Annotated in this window: 21 protein-coding genes and 1 pseudogene; 11 read left to right on the top strand and 11 right to left on the bottom strand. The window is 70.1% G+C overall.

The genetic code is table 11. The features are described 5' to 3' along the window. Window positions 1–11: 11 nt before the first annotated feature. Window positions 12–1,022, bottom strand: a complete 1,011-nt coding sequence (locus tag ACIA8D_RS17915; RefSeq protein ID WP_399233140.1) for a DUF3068 domain-containing protein — start codon at window positions 1,020–1,022, stop codon at window positions 12–14. 334 nt (window positions 1,023–1,356) lie between these two features. Between ACIA8D_RS17915 and ACIA8D_RS17920 the strand changes: the two genes are divergently transcribed. From ACIA8D_RS17920 to ACIA8D_RS17955, 8 genes are all read left to right on the top strand, one after another. Continuing rightward, window positions 1,357–1,509: a hypothetical protein gene (locus tag ACIA8D_RS17920; protein ID WP_356377293.1), complete on the top strand. Its 153-nt coding sequence runs from the start codon at window positions 1,357–1,359 to the stop codon at window positions 1,507–1,509. Window positions 1,510–1,512: 3 nt separating this feature from the next. Next, the gene (locus ACIA8D_RS17925) at window positions 1,513–2,742 is read left to right on the top strand and encodes a PucR family transcriptional regulator (RefSeq protein ID WP_399233142.1); all 1,230 of its coding nucleotides are present in this window, start codon (window positions 1,513–1,515) and stop codon (window positions 2,740–2,742) included. Between the two features lie 136 nt (window positions 2,743–2,878). Then, window positions 2,879–3,655, top strand: coding sequence for an IclR family transcriptional regulator (locus ACIA8D_RS17930; RefSeq protein ID WP_399233144.1), 777 nt, complete (start codon window positions 2,879–2,881; stop codon window positions 3,653–3,655). Then, on the top strand, window positions 3,652–4,500 hold the full coding sequence (locus ACIA8D_RS17935; protein ID WP_399233146.1) for an SMP-30/gluconolactonase/LRE family protein: 849 nt from the start codon (window positions 3,652–3,654) through the stop codon (window positions 4,498–4,500). The genes ACIA8D_RS17930 and ACIA8D_RS17935 overlap by 4 nt, the downstream gene beginning before the upstream one ends. A 166-nt stretch (window positions 4,501–4,666) precedes the next feature. After that, window positions 4,667–6,016 carry an extracellular solute-binding protein gene (locus ACIA8D_RS17940; protein ID WP_399233148.1) on the top strand — a complete coding sequence of 450 codons (1,350 nt, stop codon included), beginning with the start codon at window positions 4,667–4,669 and terminating at the stop codon, window positions 6,014–6,016. Further along, window positions 6,013–6,954 (top strand): carbohydrate ABC transporter permease, encoded by a 942-nt coding sequence (locus tag ACIA8D_RS17945; protein WP_399233150.1) that lies wholly within the window; start codon window positions 6,013–6,015, stop codon window positions 6,952–6,954. Before ACIA8D_RS17940 ends, ACIA8D_RS17945 begins: the two co-directional genes overlap by 4 nt. Continuing rightward, the gene (locus tag ACIA8D_RS17950; protein WP_399233152.1) at window positions 6,951–7,814 is read left to right on the top strand and encodes a carbohydrate ABC transporter permease; all 864 of its coding nucleotides are present in this window, start codon (window positions 6,951–6,953) and stop codon (window positions 7,812–7,814) included. The genes ACIA8D_RS17945 and ACIA8D_RS17950 overlap by 4 nt, the downstream gene beginning before the upstream one ends. Before the next feature lie 54 nt (window positions 7,815–7,868). Beyond that, entirely contained in the window at window positions 7,869–9,374 is a 1,506-nt protein-coding gene (locus ACIA8D_RS17955) for an alpha-N-arabinofuranosidase (RefSeq protein ID WP_399233154.1), read from the top strand. 28 nt (window positions 9,375–9,402) lie between these two features. Here the strand turns inward: ACIA8D_RS17955 and ACIA8D_RS17960 are convergent, their stop codons facing one another. Further along, window positions 9,403–10,353, bottom strand: a complete 951-nt coding sequence (locus ACIA8D_RS17960) for a sulfite exporter TauE/SafE family protein (RefSeq protein WP_399233155.1) — start codon at window positions 10,351–10,353, stop codon at window positions 9,403–9,405. Between the two features lie 133 nt (window positions 10,354–10,486). On the opposite strand from ACIA8D_RS17960, the gene ACIA8D_RS17965 reads away from it, so the two are divergent. Further along, window positions 10,487–10,951 (top strand): RrF2 family transcriptional regulator, encoded by a 465-nt coding sequence (locus ACIA8D_RS17965; RefSeq protein ID WP_399233157.1) that lies wholly within the window; start codon window positions 10,487–10,489, stop codon window positions 10,949–10,951. Between the two features lie 53 nt (window positions 10,952–11,004). Here the strand turns inward: ACIA8D_RS17965 and ACIA8D_RS17970 are convergent. The 8 genes and pseudogenes from ACIA8D_RS17970 to ACIA8D_RS18005 form a co-directional block, all read right to left on the bottom strand. Then, window positions 11,005–12,213: pseudogene (locus tag ACIA8D_RS17970) on the bottom strand (pyridoxal phosphate-dependent aminotransferase); the annotation flags it as partial. A 99-nt stretch (window positions 12,214–12,312) separates the two neighbouring features. Continuing rightward, window positions 12,313–13,485 (bottom strand): aldose epimerase family protein, encoded by a 1,173-nt coding sequence (locus ACIA8D_RS17975; protein ID WP_399233159.1) that lies wholly within the window; start codon window positions 13,483–13,485, stop codon window positions 12,313–12,315. Between the two features lie 34 nt (window positions 13,486–13,519). After that, the gene (mmsB, locus tag ACIA8D_RS17980; protein ID WP_399233161.1) at window positions 13,520–14,773 is read right to left on the bottom strand and encodes a multiple monosaccharide ABC transporter permease; all 1,254 of its coding nucleotides are present in this window, start codon (window positions 14,771–14,773) and stop codon (window positions 13,520–13,522) included. Continuing rightward, window positions 14,770–16,320, bottom strand: coding sequence for a multiple monosaccharide ABC transporter ATP-binding protein (mmsA, locus tag ACIA8D_RS17985; RefSeq protein ID WP_399233164.1), 1,551 nt, complete (start codon window positions 16,318–16,320; stop codon window positions 14,770–14,772). Before mmsA ends, mmsB begins: the two co-directional genes overlap by 4 nt. A gap of 42 nt (window positions 16,321–16,362) precedes the next feature. Beyond that, the gene (gene chvE / locus ACIA8D_RS17990; protein ID WP_399233166.1) at window positions 16,363–17,478 is read right to left on the bottom strand and encodes a multiple monosaccharide ABC transporter substrate-binding protein; all 1,116 of its coding nucleotides are present in this window, start codon (window positions 17,476–17,478) and stop codon (window positions 16,363–16,365) included. Window positions 17,479–17,616: 138 nt separating this feature from the next. Then, on the bottom strand, window positions 17,617–18,573 hold the full coding sequence (locus ACIA8D_RS17995) for a hypothetical protein (protein ID WP_399233168.1): 957 nt from the start codon (window positions 18,571–18,573) through the stop codon (window positions 17,617–17,619). A 142-nt stretch (window positions 18,574–18,715) separates the two neighbouring features. Beyond that, window positions 18,716–19,723 carry a zinc-binding dehydrogenase gene (locus ACIA8D_RS18000; protein WP_399233170.1) on the bottom strand — a complete coding sequence of 336 codons (1,008 nt, stop codon included), beginning with the start codon at window positions 19,721–19,723 and terminating at the stop codon, window positions 18,716–18,718. Then, entirely contained in the window at window positions 19,720–20,877 is a 1,158-nt protein-coding gene (locus ACIA8D_RS18005) for a mandelate racemase/muconate lactonizing enzyme family protein (RefSeq protein WP_399233172.1), read from the bottom strand. Before ACIA8D_RS18005 ends, ACIA8D_RS18000 begins: the two co-directional genes overlap by 4 nt. 214 nt (window positions 20,878–21,091) lie before the next feature. Between ACIA8D_RS18005 and ACIA8D_RS18010 the strand changes: the two genes are divergently transcribed. Beyond that, window positions 21,092–21,757 carry a hypothetical protein gene (locus tag ACIA8D_RS18010; RefSeq protein ID WP_399233174.1) on the top strand — a complete coding sequence of 222 codons (666 nt, stop codon included), beginning with the start codon at window positions 21,092–21,094 and terminating at the stop codon, window positions 21,755–21,757. 9 nt (window positions 21,758–21,766) lie between these two features. Here the strand turns inward: ACIA8D_RS18010 and ACIA8D_RS18015 are convergent, their stop codons facing one another. Continuing rightward, window positions 21,767–22,183, bottom strand: coding sequence for a MarR family winged helix-turn-helix transcriptional regulator (locus tag ACIA8D_RS18015; RefSeq protein WP_399233176.1), 417 nt, complete (start codon window positions 22,181–22,183; stop codon window positions 21,767–21,769). A gap of 197 nt (window positions 22,184–22,380) precedes the next feature. Here ACIA8D_RS18015 and ACIA8D_RS18020 point away from each other — a divergent pair, with 197 nt between their 5' ends. Next, window positions 22,381–23,406 (top strand): NADP-dependent oxidoreductase, encoded by a 1,026-nt coding sequence (locus tag ACIA8D_RS18020; RefSeq protein WP_399233178.1) that lies wholly within the window; start codon window positions 22,381–22,383, stop codon window positions 23,404–23,406. Window positions 23,407–23,509: the final 103 nt, after the last annotated feature.

Below are 23,509 nucleotides of genomic sequence, written 5' to 3' on the forward strand. Positions count from 1 at the left end.
CTGACGTACCGTCACATCGTGGATGTTTCCAGGGTCGTCGGGGACGTATCGGGATCCGGACGCTCCGACCCTTCCGGCTCCGGCCCGCCACCCCTGCCCCGTACGACGAGCACCAGACCCGCCGCCACGAGCAGCACGCCCAGACCGCCCACCACCAGCGGCAACGTCGTGCCGATCAGGGTGAGCCGGTCGTTGTCGTCCCTCGCGAGCGCCACCTGTCCGCGCTGCGTCGCCGGGGTGAAGGCGATCTTCCGGCTGTCGAGGAGCACCGCCGCGTCCTTGCTGGTGCCGGGCGCGCGCAGCGTCTTGCGGGGGCCGATGGCCGCGTACAGGACCCGGCCCGTGCGCTGGTCGACGACGAGCTCGACGCGATGGTTGGCGTACCACTCCTCGGCGAGGACCTGGCTCTTCTTGGGCTGGCCCACGAGCCGGCCCGGCACGAGCCGGGAGCCGGTCCTGGCGGGGGCGACGGTGCCGGTGAACCGGTAGCCCTCGTAGCCCTGGACCTTGGTCCCGCCGCTGAAGCGGAGCGGGACCGTCGCGCCGAGGGTGTTGTCCCACCAGGTGTAGGTGCGCTTTTCCACATGGAAGGGGAACTTCAGGTAGGCCTCGCCGCTGAAGGTGGGCTGCTCGCCGCAGCAGTGCTGGGGCTCATTGGTCCTGCGGTCGACGACCCAGCGCTCCAGGGTCCACTGGAGCGCGTCGTGCGGGTCGGACGCCGGCAGCGACTTCGCGGTGTCGACGGACGTCGCGACGTCCCACACCGCGTTGCCGCTGCGCTCGCTCTCGGCCACGTCGCCGCGGGCCTGCCGGGTGATGGTCAGCTTGCGATCGCGCACGGTCTTGATCTTCTCGGTGTCGAAGTAGCTGCCGGTTCCGGTGAACACGGTCGTCACATCGACGTCGATGCTGGTGCGCTCGGCGCGCGGCGCCACGTACCAGGCGAGCAGCCCCGCCAGGACGAGCAGGAACGTGCCGAGACCAGTTGCGACCAGGGAGAACGGTGAAGCTGTACGGCGCATCCGGCACTCCTGGGAGGAAGGGCATCCGCGCTGTTTCGCGGTCGGCCGGTGAGGACCCTTCTGACGGATCAGGCTGGATGCGGACGGCGTTCACGGACGCCGCAGATGCGCGTGCCAGGGCCCGCGACTCCAGCAGGATCCGTCAGAAGGGTCCTTAGGGCCGGGAACCGTAGACGTACCCTTGACGAAGTGTCAACGTCCTGCGAAGACTGGACACTTGAGACGAACGGCTCGCCGTACGTCGCAATCGCACGGGTGGGGAACGACCTCTGGTGACCTCGATACCCCGATCGGTGGACCACGGATCGGGCACGGACGAGAGGCTGACCCTGCGATGAACCGACTGCTCGCCGCCGCGCTGTCCGCGGCCACGGGAGCCGCGCTCGCCCTCGCGGCCGCCTTCGGCGTGCTCGCGTTGATCAACGCGACCCCGGACCAGCCCAACACACCCCTGGTGACCTACGAGACGCCCGGCCAAGGGCGCTGACCCGTGCCGGCCACCGCTCGCTCCGCGTGGTGCGACGTGCCGCGGCTCCAGGCCAAGCAGTTCGTGGCGCTCGCCCTCGAAGAGGCACCCCGGCTCGCCCGGGACATCCTCGACGAGATCCATCGCGAGTTCCCCCAACTCCCCGTCGTACTCGACGAGTCGGGCGAGGCCGTCGCCCTCGTCGGCATCCGGCGCGCCGTCGAGGACTTCGTGCGCGGCTTCGCCGACGGGGCCGCCGACGGCCTCCCGGAGGGCCACGCCCCTGCCCTCTTCCAGGAGTTCGGGCGCGGCCAGTCCCTGCACGGCCGCAGCCTCGACTCGCTCCAGGCGATGTACCGGCTCGGCGTGAAGATGGCCTGGCGGCGCCTCGCCGACATCGGGCAGCGGCTGCACATCCCGCCCCCGGCGATGTACGAACTCGCGGAGGCCGGCTACGAGTACCTCGACGGCCTCGTCGACCAGTCGGTCCGCGGCTACGCCGAGGCCGCCGCCCGGCAGGCCGGGGAGCGGCTGCGCCAGCAGCGCAAGCTGATGGACCTGCTCCTCGAAGGACGGACCGCGGCGCCCCGCGACCCCGTGCAGGCGCTCACCGAACGCGCGGCGCGGGTCGGCTGGACCGTGCCCGCGCACGTCGCCGTCGGCGTACTGCTGCGCCCCGCCCGCGACGCCGTCGCCCCCGCCGTCGGGGCCGACGTCCTCCTCGACATGGAGCCGGAGCGGCCCCGGCTCGTGCTGTCCGACCCCGACGCCGCGGGCCGCGCCGACCTGCTGCGCCGCGCCCTGACCGGCTGGACCGGGGCGATCGGCCCGCCCGTCGCACCCGCCGACGCGGCCAAGTCGCTGCGCTGGGCGGAGGCCGCGGTCGCCCTCATGGAGCGCGGACTGCTGCCCGACGCCGAAGTGGTGCAGTGCACCCAGCACACCCAGGCCCTCGTCCTGCTCCAGCCCGAGGAACTCGTCGACGACCTCGCCCGGCGGGCCCTCGAACCCCTCACCCGCTGCGGCCCCACGCACGCGCGGCGGCTCGCCGAGACCCTGCTCGCCTGGCTGGAGACCCGCGGCGGTGCCCCGGAGGTCGCGGCCCGGCTCGGCGTCCACCCGCAGACCGTCCGCTACCGGCTGCGCCAGATCCGGGAGCTGTGGGGCGAGGAGGTCGACGACCCGGACCGCCGCTTCGAGCTGGAACTGGTGCTGCGGGCCCGGCGTCTTCGAGGGGAGCTCGGGCCCGGGTAGCCGAGCGCGGCACCGCCGTGTGCAGACCGTGTACAGGGCACCGGATCGCCCATTGCCCGGTCAAGGCCCCTGTGCTTAGCCTATGTTCGCGATACCGGCCGACTGTTGAAATACCGAACATAGGGAGGGGTCGGTTGTGGGACGTCTCGTACCAGCCGTGACCCGGGCTCTGGACATACTCGAGCTGTTCCTGGACGGGGACGGCACGCTGTCCGCCCCCGACATCGTCCGCAAGCTACAGCTTCCGCGGACCACGGTCCACGAACTGGTCACCACGCTCGCCGCCCGCCAGTACCTCGTGCAGGTCCCCGGCCAGCCGGGCCGCTACCGCCTCGGCGTGCGCCCCTACCAGCTCGGCAGCCGGTACGCCGAGCAGCTCGACCTCGCCGCCGAGGGGCAGCTGGTCGCCCGCGACGTGGCGGAGACCTGCGACGAGACCGTCCATGTGGCGATCCTGGAGGGCACCGACGTCATCTACATCGCGAAGGTCGACTCCACGCACGCCGTGCGCATGGTGTCCGCCGCGGGCCGCCGGCTCCCCGCGCACTGCACGTCGGTCGGCAAGATGCTGCTCGCGTCGCTGCCCGAGGCCGAGCTGAGCGCGCGGCTCCCGGACGACGCGGACCTCGTCGCGATGACCGAGAACTCGATCACCGAGCCGGCGGCCCTGCGCGCGCACCTCGACGGGGTGCGCGAGCGCGGCATCGCCGTGGAGAGCCGCGAGTCGAACACGGACGTGTCGTGCGTCGCCGCGCCCGTGCGCGACCGCACCAACCGGGTCGTCGCCGCGCTCTCCATCTCCGTACCGATGATCCGCTGGAGCGACGCGCGCGAGGAGGAGCTCGCGGGGCTCGCCGCGAAGGGCGCCGCGGACCTCTCCGAGCGCCTCGGCCACCGGGGGGCGGGGCGATGAGGATCCGCGTCGAGGAGGCCGTGCGGGCCTCCGCGGAGCTGGGCGAGGGGCCGACCTGGGACCCGGCCGAGGGCCGCGTGATCTGGGTCGACATCCTCAACTCCCGCGTGCACACCTACGAGCCGGGCAGCGGCCGCCGCACCGTCATGGCCACCGAGCAGCACGTGGGCGCCGCCAAGCCGCGCGTCGGTGGCGGCCTGGTCGTCAACCTCCGTGACGGGGTGGGCGGTTACGGCCCCGACGGCTCCTTCGCCTGGCTGCACCGCGAGCCCGTCCCCGGCCGGCGCGGCAACGACGCGGCGGTGGCCCCCGACGGCGCACTGTGGGCGGGTTCCATGCCGTACGACGAGACGCCGGGCGGCGGCAACCTGATCCGGGTCGCGCCCGACGGGACGGTGACCGAGGTCCTCGACGACGTCACGATCTCCAACGGCACCGGCTGGAGCCCCGACGGCACGCGCATGTACTACGTCGACACACCGACGGGGCGGATCGATGTCTTCGACGTGGACGGTGAACGGATCGGCAACAGGCGGGAGTTGGCGTCCGTCGAGCCGGGATCCGGCTCTCCCGACGGGCTGACCGTCGACGCGGACGGCTGTGTGTGGGTGGCCCTGTGGGGCGGCGCCGCCGTCCGCCGCTACACGCCCCAGGGGAACCTCGACCGGGTGCTGCCGCTGCCGGTGAGCCGCCCCACGGCCTGCGCCTTCGGCGGTGCGGACCTGGGTGACCTGTACGTGTCGACGGCGCGGGTCGGGCTCGATGGGTCGGAGCCGCTCGCGGGGTCCCTGCTGGTGGTGCCGGGGGTCGGGCAGGGAGTGGCCCAAGCGCCCTTCGGGGGCTGAGAGTTCGGCCCGGGTTTCGGTGGTCCCTCGCGGGGCGTGCGGCGTTCGCGTCGTGCGTCCCGCGCTTTCTTCTGTGTGACCCATTGACGCACAAGCGCTTCGATTCTACGGTCCCGTTCGAAGTTACGAGCGGCATTCGAAATATCGGACGTAGGGAGGGGGCGGTGTGGGACGACCTGGCCTGAACCGCAGACAACTCCTCGCCGGCGCGGGTGGGTTGGCGGTCGCGGGAAGCCTGGGATTCGCGGCCGTGGGCACGGGCGCCGACGCGCTCGCCTCGGGCGCGGACACCCGCGTGCGCTACTGGAACCTCTTCAGCGGCGGCGACGGATACAACATGATCTCGATGCTGAACGACTTCCGTCGGGGGCATCCGGACACCGACGTGAAGGACTCCACGCTCCAGTGGGGCAATCCGTACTACACCAAGCTCGCGATGACCGCGTCGGGCGAGCGCGCCCCCGACCTCGCCGTGATGCACCTCGGCAGGATCCCCGGCTTCGCGCCCGGAACCCTCCTCGACGCCTGGGACGTCGGGCTGCTCGCCAAGTACGGCGTGCGGCAGGAGGACTTCAACCCGGTCCTGTGGAAGCGGGCGACGATCGACGGCAAGCTCTACGGACTGCCGCTCGACATCCACGTACAGCTCTGCTTCTACCGCAAGGACGTGCTCAAGAAGGCGGGGCTGCTCGACTCCGACGGGCGGATGGTCGAGGTCACCTCCACCGACGCGTGGTTCGACGTACTGAAGGAGGCCAAGAAGGCGGCCAGGAAGGGCGTGCAGACCCTCGGCCTGAACGCCGAGGACATGAACATCCAGTGGTGGATGTTCGTCGCCTTCTACACGCAGCTCGGCGGGACCTGGTTCAGCGCCGACCGCACCGAGGTCACCTTCGACACCGACAAGGCCACCGAGGTGCTGGAGTTCCTGCGCAGGCACGTCACCGACGGGTACTCAGTCGAGGGCGCCATCGGCGCCGAACAGTTCGTCAACGGTGCCCCGTTCACCTGGGAGGGCAACTGGTCGGTGCCCGTCTTCGACAGCGCCAAGGTGTCGTACGGGGCCACGCCGCTGCCACCGGTCTTCGGCAAGCGGGCCACCCACGCCGAGTCCCACGCCTTCGTCCTCCCGCACCAGGCCGAGCGCGGCGGCGCCGCCAACGAGGGCGCCCACCAACTCGCCGCCTACGTCGTCAAGCACGCCCGCAAATGGGCCCTCGGCGGCCACATCCCCGCGTACACGCCGACCCTGTCCTCGGCCGCGTACCGGCGGATGGAGCCGCAGAGCGAGTACGTGTCCGCGATGAACCACATGGCGACGGAGCCCAAGGCCTGGTTCGCGGGCTCCACCGGACTGCTCGGACAGCGCACCGGGCCGATCGTGATGTCCGCGTCGGCCGGATCCGCGCGCCCGGAGGCCGCGGCCCGCCGCCTCAAGGGCGCCCTCGCCCAGCTCCTCGCCTCGAAGAACCCGATGGACGGCCGGACCGCCGCTCAGGGAGGTGCGGTCTCATGACCACGACCAGCGCGCAGCCCGTCCTCGCCCCGGCGGCCGCGCAGGCCACCGCACGCACCGGCACCGTCCGCCGCAAGCAGGGCTTCCAGCACGGCGGTTGGTTCGTGGCGCCGTTCCTGGTGCTGTTCTGCCTCTTCGTGATCTGGCCGGTGGTACGCGGCCTCTACCTCTCCTTCACCGACGCCAACATCTCCGGCGAGGGCGCGAGCTTCATCGGCCTCGACAACTACCGCGAGGCCCTCAAGGACGACCTGTTGTGGGACTCGCTCGGCCACAGTGCGTACTTCACGCTCCTGGTCGTGCCCTGCATCACCGTCATGGCGTTCCTGCTCGCGATGCTGGCCCACCACATCGAACGCGGCAAGTGGCTGTGGCGGCTCTGCTTCTTCCTGCCGTTCCTGCTGCCGTCGACCGTCGCGGGCAATCTGTGGGAGTGGCTGTTCAACCCCACCGCCGGCATGGTCAACCACGTCTTCGGCCTCCAGACGGCCTGGCTCGCCGACTCCTCGTACGCGATGCTCGCGGTCGTCATCTGCACGCTGTGGTGGACAGCAGGCTTCAGCTTCCTGCTCTATCTGGCCGCCCTCCAGGGCATCCCGGCCCACCTCTACGAGGCCGCCAAGCTGGACGGCGCGAACGCCTGGCACCGCTTGGTCCACATCACCCTGCCGATGCTGCGCAACATCACCGGACTCGTCATCACGCTCCAGGTCCTGGCCTCGCTCCAGGTCTTCGACCAGGCCGTCGTGATGTTCGACTTCGAGCCGGGACCCGAGGGAGCCACGCGCACGTACGTGCAGTTCACCCTCGAAGAGGGCTTCACCGCCTACCGGGTGGGCTACGCCTCCGCCGCCTCCATCATCTTCTTCGTGATCATCGCGTCCGTCGCGCTCGCGCGGATGTGGCTGCTGCGCAACCGTGAGGAGGGCGCCCGATGACCGCCACCGCCCCGCAGATCCGCCTCAAGGCCCGCCGCGGGTGGACCGTGAGCCAGATCGTGCTCACCGCCCTCGGGGTGGCCGTGTCCGCGGTGTTCCTCTCGCCGCTGGCCTGGGCCCTGTTCACGTCGCTGAAGTCGGAGACCGAGGCGGTCGCGTCGCCGACGCACTGGCTGCCCCACAACTGGACCGGGCAGGCCTGGTCCGCCATCTTCGAGACCGGCAACATCACCAACTGGTTCGTCAACTCCGTGGTCGTGTCCGTGTGCGTCATGGCCGTCGTGGTGCTGACCAGCGCGCTCGCCGGATACGGCTTCGCGCGCACGGAGTTCAGGGGCAAGGGCGCCCTGATGGGCCTCGTCATGGCGGGCCTGATGATCTCGCCCGCCGTGCTCGGCGTGCCGCTGTTCACCACGGTCCAGCAGATGGGGATGGTCGACACGTACTGGGGCATGATCCTGCCGCAGTGCGCGCACGCGTCGATGGTCTACATCCTCTACAAGTTCTTCCAGGGTGTCCCGCGCGAACTGGAGGAGGCCGCGGCCATCGACGGCGCGGGCCGCTGGCGGATCTTCTTCACCGTCATCCTGCCGCTGTCCCGCCCCTCGCTCGCGGCGGTCGGCATCTTCACGTTCATCAGCTCGTGGAACAACTTCCTGTGGCCGTACATGGTCACCAACAACCCCGACCTCATGACCATGCCGAACGGCATCGCGACCGTCATGAACTCCTACGGCATCCAGTGGGCCCAGCTGATGGCCGGCGGCCTGATGGCGGGCCTGCCGCTGATCATCGTCTTCGTGTTCTTCCAGCGGCAGATCGTGGCGGGCGTGGCCCACACGGGCCTGGCCGGGCAGTAGCCCAGGCCCTCCAGGCCCTCCAAGTCGTCCAAGTCCTCCAAGGAAGGGAACGCATTGCGCACCGCACGCTTCACCCTCGACCCCGCCTTCACCGTCGGCACCGTCGATCCCCGCCTCTTCGGCTCGTTCGTGGAGCACCTCGGCCGCTGCGTCTACACCGGCATCCACGAGCCGGGCCACGAGCACGCGGACGAGTCGGGCCTGCGCACCGATGTCCTGGAACTCGTAAGGGAGTTGGGGGTGACGACCATCCGCTACCCCGGCGGCAACTTCGTCTCCGGCTACAAGTGGGAGGACTCGGTCGGCCCCGTCGAGGACCGCCCGGCCCGCCTCGACCTGGCCTGGCGCACCACCGAGTCGAACCGCTTCGGCCTGTCCGAGTACATCGCGTTCCTGCGCGAGCTCGGCCCGCAGGCGGAGCCGATGATGGCGCTGAACCTGGGCACGCGCGGCGTGGCCGAGGCGATGGAACTCCAGGAGTACGCGAACCACCCCGCCGGCACCGCCCTGTCCGACCTCCGCATCGAGCACGGCGACAAGGACCCCTTCGGCATCCGCCTGTGGTGCCTCGGCAACGAGATGGACGGCCCCTGGCAGACGGGCCACAAGACGGCCGAGGAGTACGGGCGGATCGCGGCGGAGACGGCGCGCGCGATGCGGCAGATCGACCCGGACGTGGAACTGGTCGCGTGCGGCAGCTCGGGCCGGTCGATGCCGACGTTCGCCGACTGGGAGGCGAAGGTCCTCGCCGAGACGTACGACCTGGTCGACTACATCTCCCTGCACGCGTACTACGAGGAGCACGACGGCGACCGGGACTCGTTCCTCGCGTCGGCGGTGGACATGGAGTCGTTCATCGAGAACGTGGTGGCGACCTGCGACCACGTGGGTGCCCGGCTCAAGTCCTCGAAGCGGATCAACCTCTCCTTCGACGAGTGGAACGTCTGGTACCAGTCGCGCTCCCGGTCCCAGGTCGCGGCCCTCGACTGGCCCGAGGCCCCGCGCCTGCTCGAGGACGTCTACTCGGTCACGGACGCGGTCGTCTTCGGCTCGCTGCTCATCGCGCTCCTGCGGCACGCGGACCGGGTGACGGTGGCGTGCCTCGCCCAACTCGTCAACGTCATCGCCCCGATCATGACGGAGCCGGGCGGCCCCGCCTGGCGGCAGACGACGTTCCACCCCTTCGCGGCGGCCTCGAAGTACGGCCGCGGCGAGGTCCTCGACGTCCGCGTCTCGGGCCCCACGTACGACACGGCGCGCCACGGCACGGCCGACCTCCTGCACGCGACGGCGGTCCGTGCGGAGAACGGCACGGTCACCGTCTTCGCGGTGAACCGCAGCCAGACGGAGGCGCTGCCGCTCGAAGTGGCGCTCAACGGCCTTGAGTTGGCGCGCGTGGTGGAACACAGCGTGCTGTCGGACGCCGACCCGGACGCCTGCAACACCCTCGCGGAGCCGGAGCGGGTGGTGCCGCATCCGGCGCCGGGGACGGTGCTTGAGAAGGGCTCGTTGAAGGCTTCCCTGGAACCACTGTCGTGGAATGTGATCCGGCTGGCCTGAAGCGAACGCGGGGACACCCGCCTCTCGGCTACACCCGGGAGGCGGCCTCCGGTGCGCCCTCCTGCGCGTCGTCGGCGGGTGCGCTCGGGGCTCCGGCCCCCGCCACCACGACCGACCGCCCCCGCCGCCCCCGCAGCGTGACCACCACGCCCGCCCCCGCGAAGCCCGCGCACACCAGCAGCAGCGGGATTCCCGAGACGCCCCACATGGCCAGGCCCGAGCCGGCGAGGAGGGTGACCAGGGCCCAGCGCAGGGCCGGGCCCGAGAGGCGGGTGGAGAGGAGGGCGCCGCCCACCACGCCCGGGATCGCGCCGATCAGGAGCGTGCCCGCCATGCCGAAGGCGACGTCGCCGAAGACCACGTGGCCGAGGGCCGCCGCCGCGACCACCGGGATGGCCTGGACGAGGTCCGTGCCGACGAGGTGGTTCGCCTTCAGGCGCGGGTGCGCCAGCATCAGCATCACGATGATCAGCGAGCCCGAGCCGACCGACGTCATGCCGACGATGAAGCCGCCGATCAGGCCGATGGCGAGGGTGGCCGGCGGGCGGACCGCGACGTGCGCGTCCTCCGCCTCGTCCGCCCCCGTGCCGCGCCGCGCGTCGAGCCGCATCCGGGCCAGCATCCCGACGACCGCCAGGACGAGCGCGCCCCCGATGACGTACTTCACGCGCTCCTGGAGCTGATCCCCGTCGCCGAGCAGCCCCAGGCAGAGGGCGCCGAGGATCGCCGCGGGCATCGCCGTGGGCAGCAGCCAGCGCACGATGTCCCAGCGCACGGTGCCCGCCTTCTGGTGCACCGCCGCCCCGAACGGCTTCATGAAGACGGACGTGGCCAGGTCGCTGCCGATGGCCGCCGTCGGGTTGACGCCGAACAGCATCACCATGATCGGCGTCATCAGCGCGCCGCCGCCCATGCCGGTGAGGCCCACCGCCACACCGACGAGCGCACCCGCCACGACCATCGCCCAGGAGAAGTCCATGCGGGCGACTGTACGCACTATCCCTATGGGAATGGTAGGGAAGCGCTGTAGATCCCAGATGCTGGAAAGGTGTCGAGTGATGTCGAGTGATCCACCGCACCTCGCGCCGCGAACGTCCACCACAATGGTGCGCATGAGGATCTCCGCCCGCGCCGACTACGCCGTACGTGCCTGCCTGGAAATCGCCGTCCATGCCGAGGGGGACGGCCTGCCGATCAAGGCCGAGGCCGTCGCCGCGGCACAGGAGATTCCGCACAAGTTCCTGGAGGGGATCCTCAGCGATCTGCGGCGCGGCTGCATCGTCGTGAGCAAGCGGGGCGGCAACGGCGGCTATCTGCTCGCCCGGCCCGCCGCCGAGATCACCGTCGCCGACGTCGTGCGAGCGGTCGAGGGGCCCATCGTCTCCGTGCGTGGTGAGCGGCCGAACGCGCTCAGTTACACGGGCCCCGCCGAACCGCTGCTCCCGCTGTGGGTGGCGCTGCGGGCCAATGTGCGCAAGATCCTGGAGGGCGTCACGCTCGCCGACCTCGCGCACGACCGGCTGCCGGAACCGGTGCGGGAACTGGCGGACGACCCCGCCGCCTGGCGCAATCCCTGAGACGCACGTACGCACGCGGGGCGCGGAGCCTGTGAGAGCGGCTCTCAGGCCCCCGTGGACCGGATGAGGCGGTCCACCGCCGCCGTGCCCGAGCTGTAGGTGGTCCCTCCGTTCAACTCGGGCACGGCGGCTTCCCTCCCGCTCCCCATGAGCGACTCCAGACCGGCCACCAGGCGCAGGACGTCCGGTTGGGGTCGCACCACGAGGCGCAGGAAGCTGCTGGACGATCCGATCTTGTTGCCGCACTCGCGCACCAGGACACCGTGCTCCGCGAGCAGCCGGTCGCGCACCGTCACGCCGTCGACGCCGTCCGGCAGCCGCACGTAGAGGAAGTTGCCCTGCGAGGGGTAGACGGTGAGCGGGCGCAGGCGGGCCAGGTGCCAGCGCATGTCGTGGCGGTCGCGGCACACCTGGCGGATGCTGTCGGCGTACTCCTGGCGGTGCTCGCGGAGCATGAAGACGACCGTCTCGGCGAACGAGTTGAGGTTCCACTTCGGGAGCATCGACCGCACCCTCCCCGCCACGCCCGGGTTCGCGACCAGGTAGCCGAAGCGCACCCCGTGCAGGCCGAAGTTCTTGCCGAGGCTGCGCAGCACGATCACGTTCGGGCGCAGCACCGCCTCCTGTACGAGGCTGGGGTCCCGGCCGCCCTCGGCGTCGGCGAAGTCGAGGAACGACTCGTCGATCACGACCAGGTCGAGGTGGCTCAGCTCGTCGACGAGCGTGAGGAGGGCGCGGCGGGGGAGCAGGCCGCCGTCGGGGTTGTTCGGGTTGCAGACGACCGCGGCCCGCGAGCCGCGCGCGTGGATGAACTCCGCGTACGCCGCCGGGTCCAGCGCGAACCCGTCCCGTTCGGGCAGCGGGAACATGTCGACCCGCTTGCCCGTCTCCATCGGCTGGTCCGTCCACCGCCCGAACGTCGGCACCGGCACGGCGAGGGAGTCGCGGACCAGCAGGTGGTCGATCCAGGTGATGAGCTCGGTCGAGCCGTTGCCCATGGCCACGGTCTGCGGGTTGAGGCCGAGGACCTGGCACAGCTCCGCGGTGATGTGCTCGGCGCTGCTGGGGTAGTACGTGAGGATCTCGGGCAGCCGGACGCGGAGCGTCTCCAGCATTCCCGGAGTGGGGAAGTAGGGGTTGCAGGGGATGCAGAAGTCGACGACCCCGCCGCCGGCGCCGCCCGCCCCGGCCCGCGTCAGCTGGCCGTAGGAGGGGGAGTGGGCGCTCGCGCCCTGGAACAGCGAGACGACGCTTCCGCTCATCACATGCCTCCGCCCGTATCCGTGGTGGCGTGTCATACGGATACGGGCGGGGCGGTGTTCAACCCATGGCGCTCAGGGTGTTCGAGGTGCTCGGGGCGCTCACGTGCCGAACGAGTGCACCGTCGTCGTCCGGTAGGTCTCGCCGGGCCTCAGTACCGTGGAAGGGAACTTCGGCTGGTTCGGGGAGTCCGGGAAGTGCTGGGTCTCCAGGGCCAGGCCGTCGCCCTGCCGGTAGGTGCGGCCCGACTGGCCGACGAGCGTGCCGTCGAGGAAGTTGCCCGAGTAGAACTGCAGGCCCGGCTGGTCCGTGGCGATCTTCAGGCTGCGGCCGGACGCCGGGTCGCGCAGCGCCGCCACGAGGACGGGCTTCGCGGTGATGCCCTTGTCCATGACCCAGTTGTGGTCGAAGCCCTTGGCGAGAATCTGCTGCGGGTGGGCCGCGCGGATGTCGCGGCCGATGGGCTTCGCCTTGCGGAAGTCGAACGGCGTGCCCGCGACCTTCGCCAGCTCACCGGTCGGGATGAGGCCCGCGTCGGTGGGCGTGTAACGGGAAGCGGCGAGCATCAGCTCGTGGTCGTAGATGGTGCCGCTGCCCTCGCCCGCGAGGTTGTAGTAGGTGTGGTTGGTGAGGTTCACGACCGTCGCCTTGTCGGTCGTGGCCTCGTAGTCGATGCGCCAGTCGCCGCGCGCCGTCAGCGTGTACGTGACGGTCGTCTTCAGCGTGCCGGGGTAGCCCATCTCGCCGTCGACGGACGTGTAGTGCATGCGCAGGCCGACGTCCGAGCCGGAGGCGAAGGGCTCGATGTCCCACACCCGCGTGTTGAAGCCCTTGGCGCCGCCGTGCAGCGAGTTCTCGCCGTCGTTGACGGAGACCTGGTACGCCTTGTCGTCCAGGGTGAACTTGCCCTTGGCGATGCGGTTGCCGTAGCGGCCGATGGTGGCGCCGAAGAAGGTGGTGCCCGCGACGTACTCCTCGATGGTGTCGTAGCCGAGGGAGACGTTCACGTACCGGCCGTGGCGGTCCGGGAGTTCGAGCGACTGGACGATGCCGCCGTAGTTGAGGACCTTCAGGCGCGTGCCGCCGTTCTCCAGCGACCAGCGGTAGATCTTCGTGCCGTCGGCGAGCTTGCCGAAGGGCTCCTTCACGGGCTTCCTGCCTCCCGAAGCGTTCGCGGAAGTGCTTCCCGACGCGTGGGCGGTGCCGCCGAGCGCGGTGGCTGCGACACCGGCCGCCGCGGCGGAGGCCATGACCGTACGTCTGCTCAGTTCCATCTGTGCGGCTCCTGAAGTGAGATGTACACCTGACTTACGAACCGGACTTGCGCTTGTTCCACACGTCGAAGCCGACCGCGGCGAGCAGGGCCAGGCCCTTGATCACCGACTGCCAGTCGGAGCCGACGCCGAGCAGGTTCATGCCGTTGTTCAGCACGCCGAGGACGAGACCGCCGATGATCGCGCCGAGGATGGTGCCGACGCCGCCGCTCATCGACGCGCCGCCGATGAACGACGCGGCGATCGCCTCGAGTTCGAAGTTGAGCCCCGCCTTCGGCGAGGCCGCGTTCAGCCGGGCCGCGACGACCAGACCGGCCAGGGCCGCGAGCACGCCCATGTTCAGGAAGACGTAGAAGGAGACCTTCTTGTCCTTCACGCCGGACAGCTTCGCCGCCGGGAGGTTGCCGCCGATCGCGTAGATGTGCCGGCCGAAGATCGAGTTGCGCATGACGTAGCCGTAGCCGACCACCAGGGCGCCGAGGATGATCAGGACGATCGGGGTGCCCTTGTAGCTGGCGAGGAGCATCGTCACGACCGCGATCGCCGCGACGATCGCGACCAGCTTCAGCATGAAGAGGTTGAACGGGACGACGTCCAGGGAGAATTCGCGCTGGCGGCGCCGGTCGCGCAGCTCCTGCCAGACCACGGCGGCGGCGAGCAGCACGCCGAGCAGCAGCGTGAGGTTGTGGTAGTTGGTGTTCGGGCCGACCGCCGGCAGGAAGCCGTTGCCGATCTTCTGGAGGCCGTCCGGGAACGGGCCGAGGGTCTGCCCCTTGAGCAGGATCTCGGTGAGCCCGCGCCACACCAGCATGCCCGCCAGGGTCACGATGAACGACGGTATGCCGCCGTACGCGATGAGCCAGCCCTGAATGGAACCGGCGATGCCCCCCATCACCAGGCAGAGGATCATGGCGACGGGCCAGGACACGTCGTGGCTGACCGTGAGGACCGCCGCCATCGAGCCGACGAACGCCGTCAACGAGCCGACGGACAGGTCGATATGGCCCGCGATGATCACCAGCATCATGCCGATCGCGAGGATCAGGATGTAGCTGTTCTGGAGCACCAGGTTGGAGACGTTGCGCGGCAGGATCAGGTCGCCGTCGGTCCACACGGCGAAGACGGCGACAAGGAGGCCGAGCGCGATCAGCATCCCGTACTGGCGCATGTTGCGGCGCATGCCGTCGACGACCAGCTGAAGGAGGCCGCCCCCGGCCGACTCGCCCGCCTTGCGCGGCGGCGGTGGCGGCGCGGCCGCCGGGATCTTGTCGGTCACGTTCGTGCTCATCGCGCTACCTCTTTGTCCTTCGTCATCAGGCGCATCAGCGATTCCTGCGTGGCCTCGGCGCGCGGCACCTCGCCGGTCAGGCGGCCCGCGGCCATCGTGTAGATGCGGTCGCACATGCCGAGCAGCTCGGGCAGCTCGGAGGAGATGAAGACGACCGCCTTGCCCTCGGCCGCGAGCTTGTCGATGACCGTGTAGATCTCGTACTTGGCGCCGACGTCGATGCCGCGCGTCGGCTCGTCGAGGATCAGCACATCGGGGCCCGCGAAGATCCACTTGCTGAGGACGACCTTCTGCTGATTGCCGCCCGAGAGCTTGCCCGCCGGCTCGAACACCGTCGGGGCCTTGATGTTCATCGACTTGCGGTAGCCCTCGGCGACCTGCCGCTCCTCGTGCTCGTTCACGACACCGCGCTTGGCGACCTTGCCCAGGGCGCTCATCGTGATGTTGCGGCCGATGGTGTCGATGAGGTTGAGGCCGTAGTGCTTGCGGTCCTCGGTGACGTACGCGATCCCGTGGCCGACGGCGTCGGAGACGTGCCGCGTGCTGATCTCATCGCCGTCCTTCAGGACCACGCCGCCCGCGTACCTGCCGTACGTACGCCCGAAGACGTTCATCGCCAGCTCGGTGCGGCCCGCGCCCATCAGGCCCGCGATGCCGACGATCTCGCCGCGGCGGACGGTGAGCGAGACGTCGTCGACGACCTTGCGTTCGCGGTCGATGGGGTGGCGCACCGTCCAGTTGCGGATCTCCATGGCAGGCGCGGCGCCCGCCTCCGGGTGGTGCGGGGTGCGGTCCGGGAAGCGGTTGTCCAGGTCGCGGCCGACCATGCCGGAGATGATCCGGTCCTCGGTGGTCTCCGCGGCCCGCACGTCGAGGGTCTCGACGGTGCGCCCGTCGCGCAGGATCGTCACCGAGTCGGCGACCTTGCGGATCTCGTTCAGCTTGTGCGAGATGATGATCGAGGTGATGCCCTGGTCCTTCAGCTCCAGGATCAGATCGAGGAGCGTGTCCGAGTCCTCGTCGTTCAGGGAGGCCGTCGGCTCGTCCAGGATCAGCAGCTTCACCTCCTTGGCGAGCGCCTTCGCGATCTCCACGAGCTGCTGCTTGCCCACCCCGATGTCGGCGACGCGGGTGTTGGGGTTCTCGTTCAGGCCCACCCGGCGCAGCTGCCGGGTCGCGTGGCCGAGCGTCTCGTGCCAGTTGATGAAGCCGCGGCTGGCGTGCTCGTTGCCGAGGAACATGTTCTCGGCGATCGACAGGAACGGCACGAGCGCCAGCTCCTGGTGGATGATGACGATGCCGCGCGCCTCACTGGCGTTGATGTCCTTGAACTCGCAGTGCTCCCCCTCGAAGAGGATGTCCCCTTCGTAACTTCCGTGCGGGTGGACGCCGGAGAGCACCTTCATGAGGGTGGACTTTCCGGCGCCGTTCTCCCCGCAGATGGCGTGGACCTCGCCGGGACGGACGCTCAGGGAGACGTCCGACAGCGCCTTGACGCCGGGAAAGGTCTTGACGATCGAGCGCATTTCCAGGACGGGTCCCGCCATGGTCGTGCCCTTCTCTGAGATGTGTCCTGTGACCTGTGCGGGCTACTTCAGGCCCAGGTCGGACTTGGTGTAGTAGCCGCTGTCGATGAGCGTCTTCTCGTAGTTGGTCTTGTCGACGCTGACCGGCGTGAGCAGGTACGACGGGACGACCTTGGCGCCGTTGTCGTACGTCTTGGTGTCGTTGACCTTCGGCTTCTTGTCGTTGAGCACGTCGTCGACCATGTCCACCGAGACCTCGGCGAGCTTGCGGGTGTCCTTGTAGACCGTCGCGTACTGCTGGCCCGCGATGATCGACTTCACGGAGGCGACCTCGGCGTCCTGACCGGAGACGACCGGCAGCGGCTTGGCCTTCGTGCCGTAGTCGTCGGACTTCAGCGCGGAGAGGATGCCGATGGAGATGCCGTCGTACGGCGAGAGCACCGCGTCGACCTTGTCGCTCTTGTACGTCGAGGTGAGGATGTCGTCCATGCGCTTCTGCGCGGTGGCGCCGTCCCAGCGCAGCGTCGTGACCTGGTTGAGCTTGGTCTGACCGGACTTGATCACCAGCTGCTTCTTGTCGATGTACGGCTTGAGCACCGACATCGCGCCGTTGAAGAAGTACTTGGTGTTGTTGTCGTCGTTGGAACCGGCGAACAGTTCCAGGTTGAACGGGCCCTTCTTGCCGCTGTCCAGGCCCAGCTTCTTGACGATGGCGCCGGCCTGGAGCTCGCCGACCTTCTCGTTGTCGAACGTCGCGTAGTAGTCGACGTTCTTCGAGTCGAGGATCAGGCGGTCGTACGCGATCACCGGAATGTTCGCGTCCTTCGCCTCCTGGAGCACGTTGGTGAGGGACTTGTTGTCGATCGAGGCGATGATCAGCGCCGAGACGCCCTGGGTGATCATGTTCTCGATCTGCGAGACCTGCTGGTCGGGGTCGTCCTCGCCGAACGCCAGCTTGGTCTTGTAGCCCTTCTCCTTCAGCGACTTGACAACGTTGTTGCCGTCGGCGATCCACCGCTCGGAGGACTTGGTCGGCATCGCGATGCCGACGGTGGAGCCCTTCGCGCTCTTCTTCTCGTCCTTGCTGCCGCCCTCACTGCTCTGGCCGCAGGCGGAGAGAGCGAGCGCGAGGGACGCGGAGGCGGCTATCGCGGTGAGAACGGCTCGGCGGTTTCGCATGGTCATCATCCTTGATGTGTGAGTTGCACAAATGCGGGCGGTGCGAAGTCCCTTGCACGGAGCGTGGGTTGACCGAGTGGAGATGCGTTGGATTCTGCGCGGCCCTGTCTACTTCTGGGAAGTTGCGTGCCCGGAACGTTATTCGCCCGTGTCGAAGCGGCTCAGCGTTCCCGGCAGCCGTGAGCCCAGCGGCGACATCCCGCCGGCGGCCCCGTGCCGCTCCAGCAGGTCGAGCGCGAGCCGCCCCCGGCGCACCCGCTCGCGCGCGGTGTCCAGGGTGACGTCGCGCAGCTGGGCCCCGTACGGGTAGATGGCCGGCGCCTTGGCCAGGCCGAACTTCAGGTACAACGGGGTGCCGCGGCGCACCAGTTCGGCGATCTCGTACATCCGGACATAGCCGCCGAGGTCGTCGGGCGCCTCGACGTACATGTCCATGGGGGCGGCGGAGACCCGCCGGATCTCGGTGAGGTGCGCGAGCGTGAGGTCGCTCGGCACGTTCAGCGAGTCGGCCCCGAGCCGCTCGTACACGGCGTACGAGGCCGGGTTCACGGGCCCGACGAGCGCGGACACCTTGAGGGTGGTGTCGGCGGGGATGACGCCCTGCTGCCGCGCCCGGTGCAGCGTCCACAGCACGCCTTCGTCGGCGACGAGCAGACACTTCACGCCCAACTCGGTGGCGCGCACGGCGTCTTCGACGCACCCGGCCACGGCGTCGTGCCCACGGGCGCGCAGCCCCGCGCCGCCCGAGTCGGTCCGCACGGAGGCGCCGGTGTCCCAGCTGCCGCGCGGGCCGGTGAACAGGCAGAGCTCGATGTCGCGTTCGGCGGTGGCCTCGACCATCTCCTGGATCTCGGAGTCCCGCAGCATCCAGATGCCGCTGCCCTGACTGATCCGGTGGATGGGCACGTCGAGCCGCGAGGACTCCTTGAGCACGGTGGCGACGGCCTCCGGCCCTTCGACCGAGGGAATCTCGGTACGCCAGGTGCCGCCGTCGGGGAACGTGTGGGGCGAGGCGTCGGCGGGGGAGTGCTCGGGGGCGCCGAGGCCGAGGGAGGAGAGGGCGGGTTCGCCGGGGCGGCGGGGTGTGTCGGTCACGGTGGTCCTTTTCGGGTTGTTCGACATTTCGGATGAGGTTCGGCTCGGTCCGGACGGCTGCATTCGAGCCCCTGCGGCGATTGAGCAGCGGGGTGCGGGGCAGAGCCCCGCGAAACCCCGGTGCTGCGGAACTCCCGTGTGGCTAGGGCCGCAACAACACCTTGCCGACCGCGGGGTCACCCGCCCCCACCCACTCGATGGCCTCGGCGAACCGATCGAGCGGCACCTCGTGCGTCACGAGCGGCAACGGATCCAGCAACCCCGCCCCGAACATCCGCACCGCGTGCGCCCAGGCGTCCGGCGCGGCCCCGAACACGGTCCGCACCTCCAGCTGCCGCACCACGAGATCCGTGGGGTCGAGCCCCTGTGCCGCTCCGGCCGCCGGAATCCCGGTGAGCACGAGCCGCCCGCCCCGCCGCAGCAACGACGCCGCTGTGTGTGCGGCGGACGCGGACCCGGCGGTCTCGATCACCACGTCGAGATCGTCCGGCAGCACGTCCGTACGCAGCCGGAAGTCGGTGCCGCCGAACTGTCGTGCCAGCGCGGCCCGGTCGTCCCGCGTACCGACCACCACCAGCTCGGCCGGCGAGGCGGAGCTGAGGAACTGCACGGCGAACATCCCGAGCGTCCCGGTCCCGACCACCCCCACCCGCTGACCGGGAAGCGCCTCCGCCTTGATCGCGGCGGCGGCGATGCACGCGGCGGGTTCGAGGAGCGCGGCGGCGGTCAGATCGGCGTCGTCGGGCAGTACATGGAGGAGCCGCGCGGGAAGCACCAACGTCGTGGCCATGGCGCCTGGTTGGGTGAATCCGGTTTCCTCGTACCCGTCGGTGCACAGCGTCGTCTCACCGGCGTGGCACCGCTCGCACACCTGGCAGTTGCGGAACCCCTCGCCGACGACCTTGCACCCGGCCAGGGCCGCAGGCACCCCGGTGCCCACCGCGTCGACGACGCCGGACCACTCGTGCCCCGGGGTCAGCGGGTAACGGACGTACCCCTCGGGCCGGTTCCCCTGGTACACCTCGCGGTCGCTGCCGCAGATGCCCACGGCGTGCACCCGCACCCGCGCCTCGCCGGGGCCCGGTGCGGCGGGCTCGTGCGGCACGACCCGGTGCTTGCCCGGCGCCTCGACGACGACGGCCGAGCTCACGACGCCGCCTTCGGATCGCGCTTCTCCCAGCCCTCGGCCCACAGGTCGAACCGGGCCTGCTGCTGCGGGAACTCGGCCGCGGCGTCGACGTCCAACTCGACCCCGAGACCCGGCTCGTGGGACAGCTCGAAGTGGCCGTCCACGACCTGCGGCGCGCCCTTCACGACCTTCTTGATCTCCGCGTCGGCGAAGTCGTTGAAGTGCTCCAGGATCTTGAAGTTGGGGGAGGTGAAGCCGACTTGGAGGGAAGCGGCCGTGAGTACGGGCCCGCCCACGTTGTGCGGAGCGACCAGCATGTAGTGGGTCTCCGCGGTGGCGGCCAGCTTCCGCGTCTCCCAGATGCCGCCGATGTGGCCGACGTCGGGCTGGAGGATGTCGACGGCCTGGCTCTCGAACAGCTCCCGGAACTCGATCCGGTCGTGGATCCGCTCGCCGGTCGCCACCGGCATCTCCACCTTCGCGGCCACCTTCTCCAGCGCCTTGAGGTTCTCCGGCGGCACCGGCTCCTCCAGCCACGCGGGGTTGAACGGCGCCAGGTCGCGGGCGAGCCGGATCGCCGTGGCGGGGGAGAACCGCCCGTGCATCTCCAGCATCAGCTCGGCGTCCGGACCGATCGCGTCGCGCACGGCCTCGATCAACGACACGGCGTACAGGGACTGTTCGTGGTCGAGCTCGAAGTGCCCGGTGCCGAACGGGTCGATCTTCAGCGCCTTGTACCCGCGCTCCATCACCGCCTGTGCGGCCTTGTGGTACGCCTCCGGGGTGCGCTCGGTGGTGTACCAGCCGTTGGCGTACGCCTTGACCTTGTCGGTCACCTTGCCGCCGAGCAGCTGCCACACCGGCACGCCGAGGGCCTTGCCCTTGATGTCCCAGCAGGCCATCTCGATCACGGCGATGCCGGACATGACGATCTCGCCGGCCCGGCCGTAGTCGCCGTACTTCATCCGCCGTACGAGGTCCTCGACGGCGAACGGGTCGGAGCCGACAATGTGGTTGGTCTGCGCCTCGTGCAAGTAGCCGATGAGTGCGTCGGTGTGGCCCAGCATCCGGGTCTCGCCGACACCGGTGAGTCCTTCGTCGGTGTGCACCTGTACGTAGGTCAGATTCCGCCACGGAGTCCCGACCACGTGCGTGCTGATTCCCGTGATCCGCAAGGCAGTTGCCCCCAGTGCTGTTCGAAATTTCGTCTCACGTTCGAAATGCTGGCGAGACAGTAAGTCGGCCTCATCGGGGTGTCAATGGTCCGCGCAGGTCCAGGGGATCGGTCCGCATGGGTCGGCGGCCGGTCGGTCGCGGTCGCGTTCCGTACAGAAGATTCACAGCACGGACTTTTTCCCTCACCGGCCCTGCGCCTAGCCTCCGTTGGTCATGGACGACTACTGCCATCCGTGCCACAGACACCTCAACGGCGCCCTGGCATGCCCGGGCTGCGGCACGCCGGTCGACGCCGTGCGTGCGTACGGGGAGTGGGTCGCCGCACAGGAGGGGGCGGCCGACGCGGAGCCGGGCCGGGAGGCCGTGCCCGTCGGGGCTCGGGGCAGGCGCCGCTCGCACCGCTCCACACGCCGCTCCGCGCGCTCCCGGCGGCGCGGGCGCGTCCTGCTCGCCACGGCCGGTATCGCGCTCGTCGCCGGCGGCGTCGGCCTCGGCGTCGCTCAGCTGAACGAGGGGCCGTCGGACGGCGGTTCCCGCACTCAGGCGGCCCCCGACACGTCCGCGACGGCTACCGGGGGTGCCGGCACCGTGTCCCCGTCCGCCACCGCCGAACGCTCCACCCCGCCCGCGTCCCGCGCCTCGCGTACGTCGTCGGCCCCCGCCTCGACGCCGGCGCGACCGGAGCGCACCCGGTCATCGGGCCCGGTGGACGCCGAGGCGGCACACCGGACGACCCGCCCCGCCCCGGCCACGTCCGAGCCCCGCTCCTCCGACAGTCCCCGGCCGGCGCCCTCGACCACCCGCTCGCCGTCGCCCACGCCCACGGCCGAGCCGAACCCGTCGGGCACGTGCGAGCGCTTCCTGTGGTGGTGCACGTAGGGCCTGAGGTCAGGCCGTCCCGACGTCCGCCCCGAGCATCCGCCGCAGCATGTCCCGGAACGCCACCCGCTCCTCCTGCGTAAGCCCGGCCAGCGGCTCCCGCGCGAAGTCGAGCGTCTCGCGCAGGGTCCGCGCGATCCGGCGTCCCTTCGCGGTGGCGGCGGCCACCTTCACCCGGCGGTCGCCCGGCGAGGGCTGCCGCTCCACGAGGCCGCGGCCCTCCAGACGGTCCACGATCCCCGTCACGTTCGACGGCTCGCACTTCAGGCGCTGCGCGACCTGCCGCATCGGCAGCGGCTCCAGGGAGAGCAGCCCGAGCACCCGGGCCTGGGCCCCGGTGAGTCCGTGCCGCGAGGCGGCCTCCTCGTACTCCTGGTGGTAGCGCGCGACGATCTCCCCGATCAGCTCGACGACCTCGAGGGTCATGGGGTCTCCCCTGGTCGAGCGCAGCCGAGAGCTCGGGGAAGGGTCGGTGCGGGGGGAACTCGTTGCGGCCATGTCTCCCAGCGTACCCAGTTGCTTGACATCATGAAATATTCAGGAGCATTGTTGTTTCAGGTACTGAAGTATTTTTCGCATGCTTCGGCCCACGTGCTTCCGCCCCCTCGACAAAGGATCAGCGCATGACCGCCGACACCCCCCAGATCCCCGCCACCGGCCGCGAGTGGGTCCTGCTCAGCCGCCCCGTCGGCTGGCCGAAGCCCGAGGACTTCGAGCTGCGCGAGGCCCCGGTGGCCGAGCCGGCACCGGGCCAGGTCCTGGTCAAGAACCTGTACGTCTCCGTGGACCCGTACATGCGTGGCCGGATGAGCGCCGCGAAGTCCTACGTCGCCCCGTACGAGCTGGGCAAGCCCATGCAGGCCGGCGCGGTCGGCGTCGTCCTCGCCTCGAACGACGAGGGCGTGGCCGTCGGCGACCACGTGCTGCACTTCTTCGGCTGGCGCGAGTACGCGACGTTCGACGCGAAGCAGGCCGTAAAGGTCGACCCGGACGCCGCGCCCCTGTCCACGTACCTCGGTGTCCTCGGCATGACGGGCCTCACCGCCTACGCGGGCCTGCTGCGCACGCTGGACTTCAAGGAGGGCGACAGCGTCTTCGTCTCCGGCGCCGCGGGCGCGGTCGGCGGCCAGGTCGGCCAGATCGCCAAGCTCAAGGGCGCCTCGCGGGTCATCGGCTCGGCCGGCTCGGACGAGAAGGTCAAGCTGCTCCTGGAGGAGTACGGCTTCGACGCCGCCTTCAACTACAAGACGGGCGACGTGCACACGCTCCTGAAGGAGGCCGCTCCCGACGGCGTCGACGTCTACTTCGACAACGTCGGCGGTGACCACCTGGAGGCCGCCATCGCGCGCCTGAACCGCGACGGCCGCATCGCCATCTGCGGCGCGATCTCCGTCTACAACGCCACGGAGCCGGCCCCCGGCCCGCGCAACCTCTCCCGCCTCATCCAGACCCGCGGCCGCATCGAGGGCTTCCTCGTCGGCGACCACTACGACCTGCAGCCGCAGTTCGTGCAGGAGGTCGGCGCGTGGGTCCGCTCCGGTGAGCTGAAGTACCGCGAGACGTTCGTCGAGGGCATCGAGAACAACCTGGAGGCGTTCCTCGGGGTGCTGCGCGGCGACAACACCGGAAAGATGGTCGTCAAGCTCTGACTTCCGGTGCCGGGTGAGTGACCCCCGCCACACCCATTGATTCCATGATTCGGTAACCTCGTTCCGCTAACCGAAAGAATCGCCCGCGCGAACGAGGGAGCCG

The sequence above is a fragment of the Streptomyces sp. NPDC051684 genome (genome assembly GCF_044453445.1).
In the GTDB taxonomy this organism is placed as follows: Bacteria; Actinomycetota; Actinomycetes; order Streptomycetales; family Streptomycetaceae; genus Streptomyces.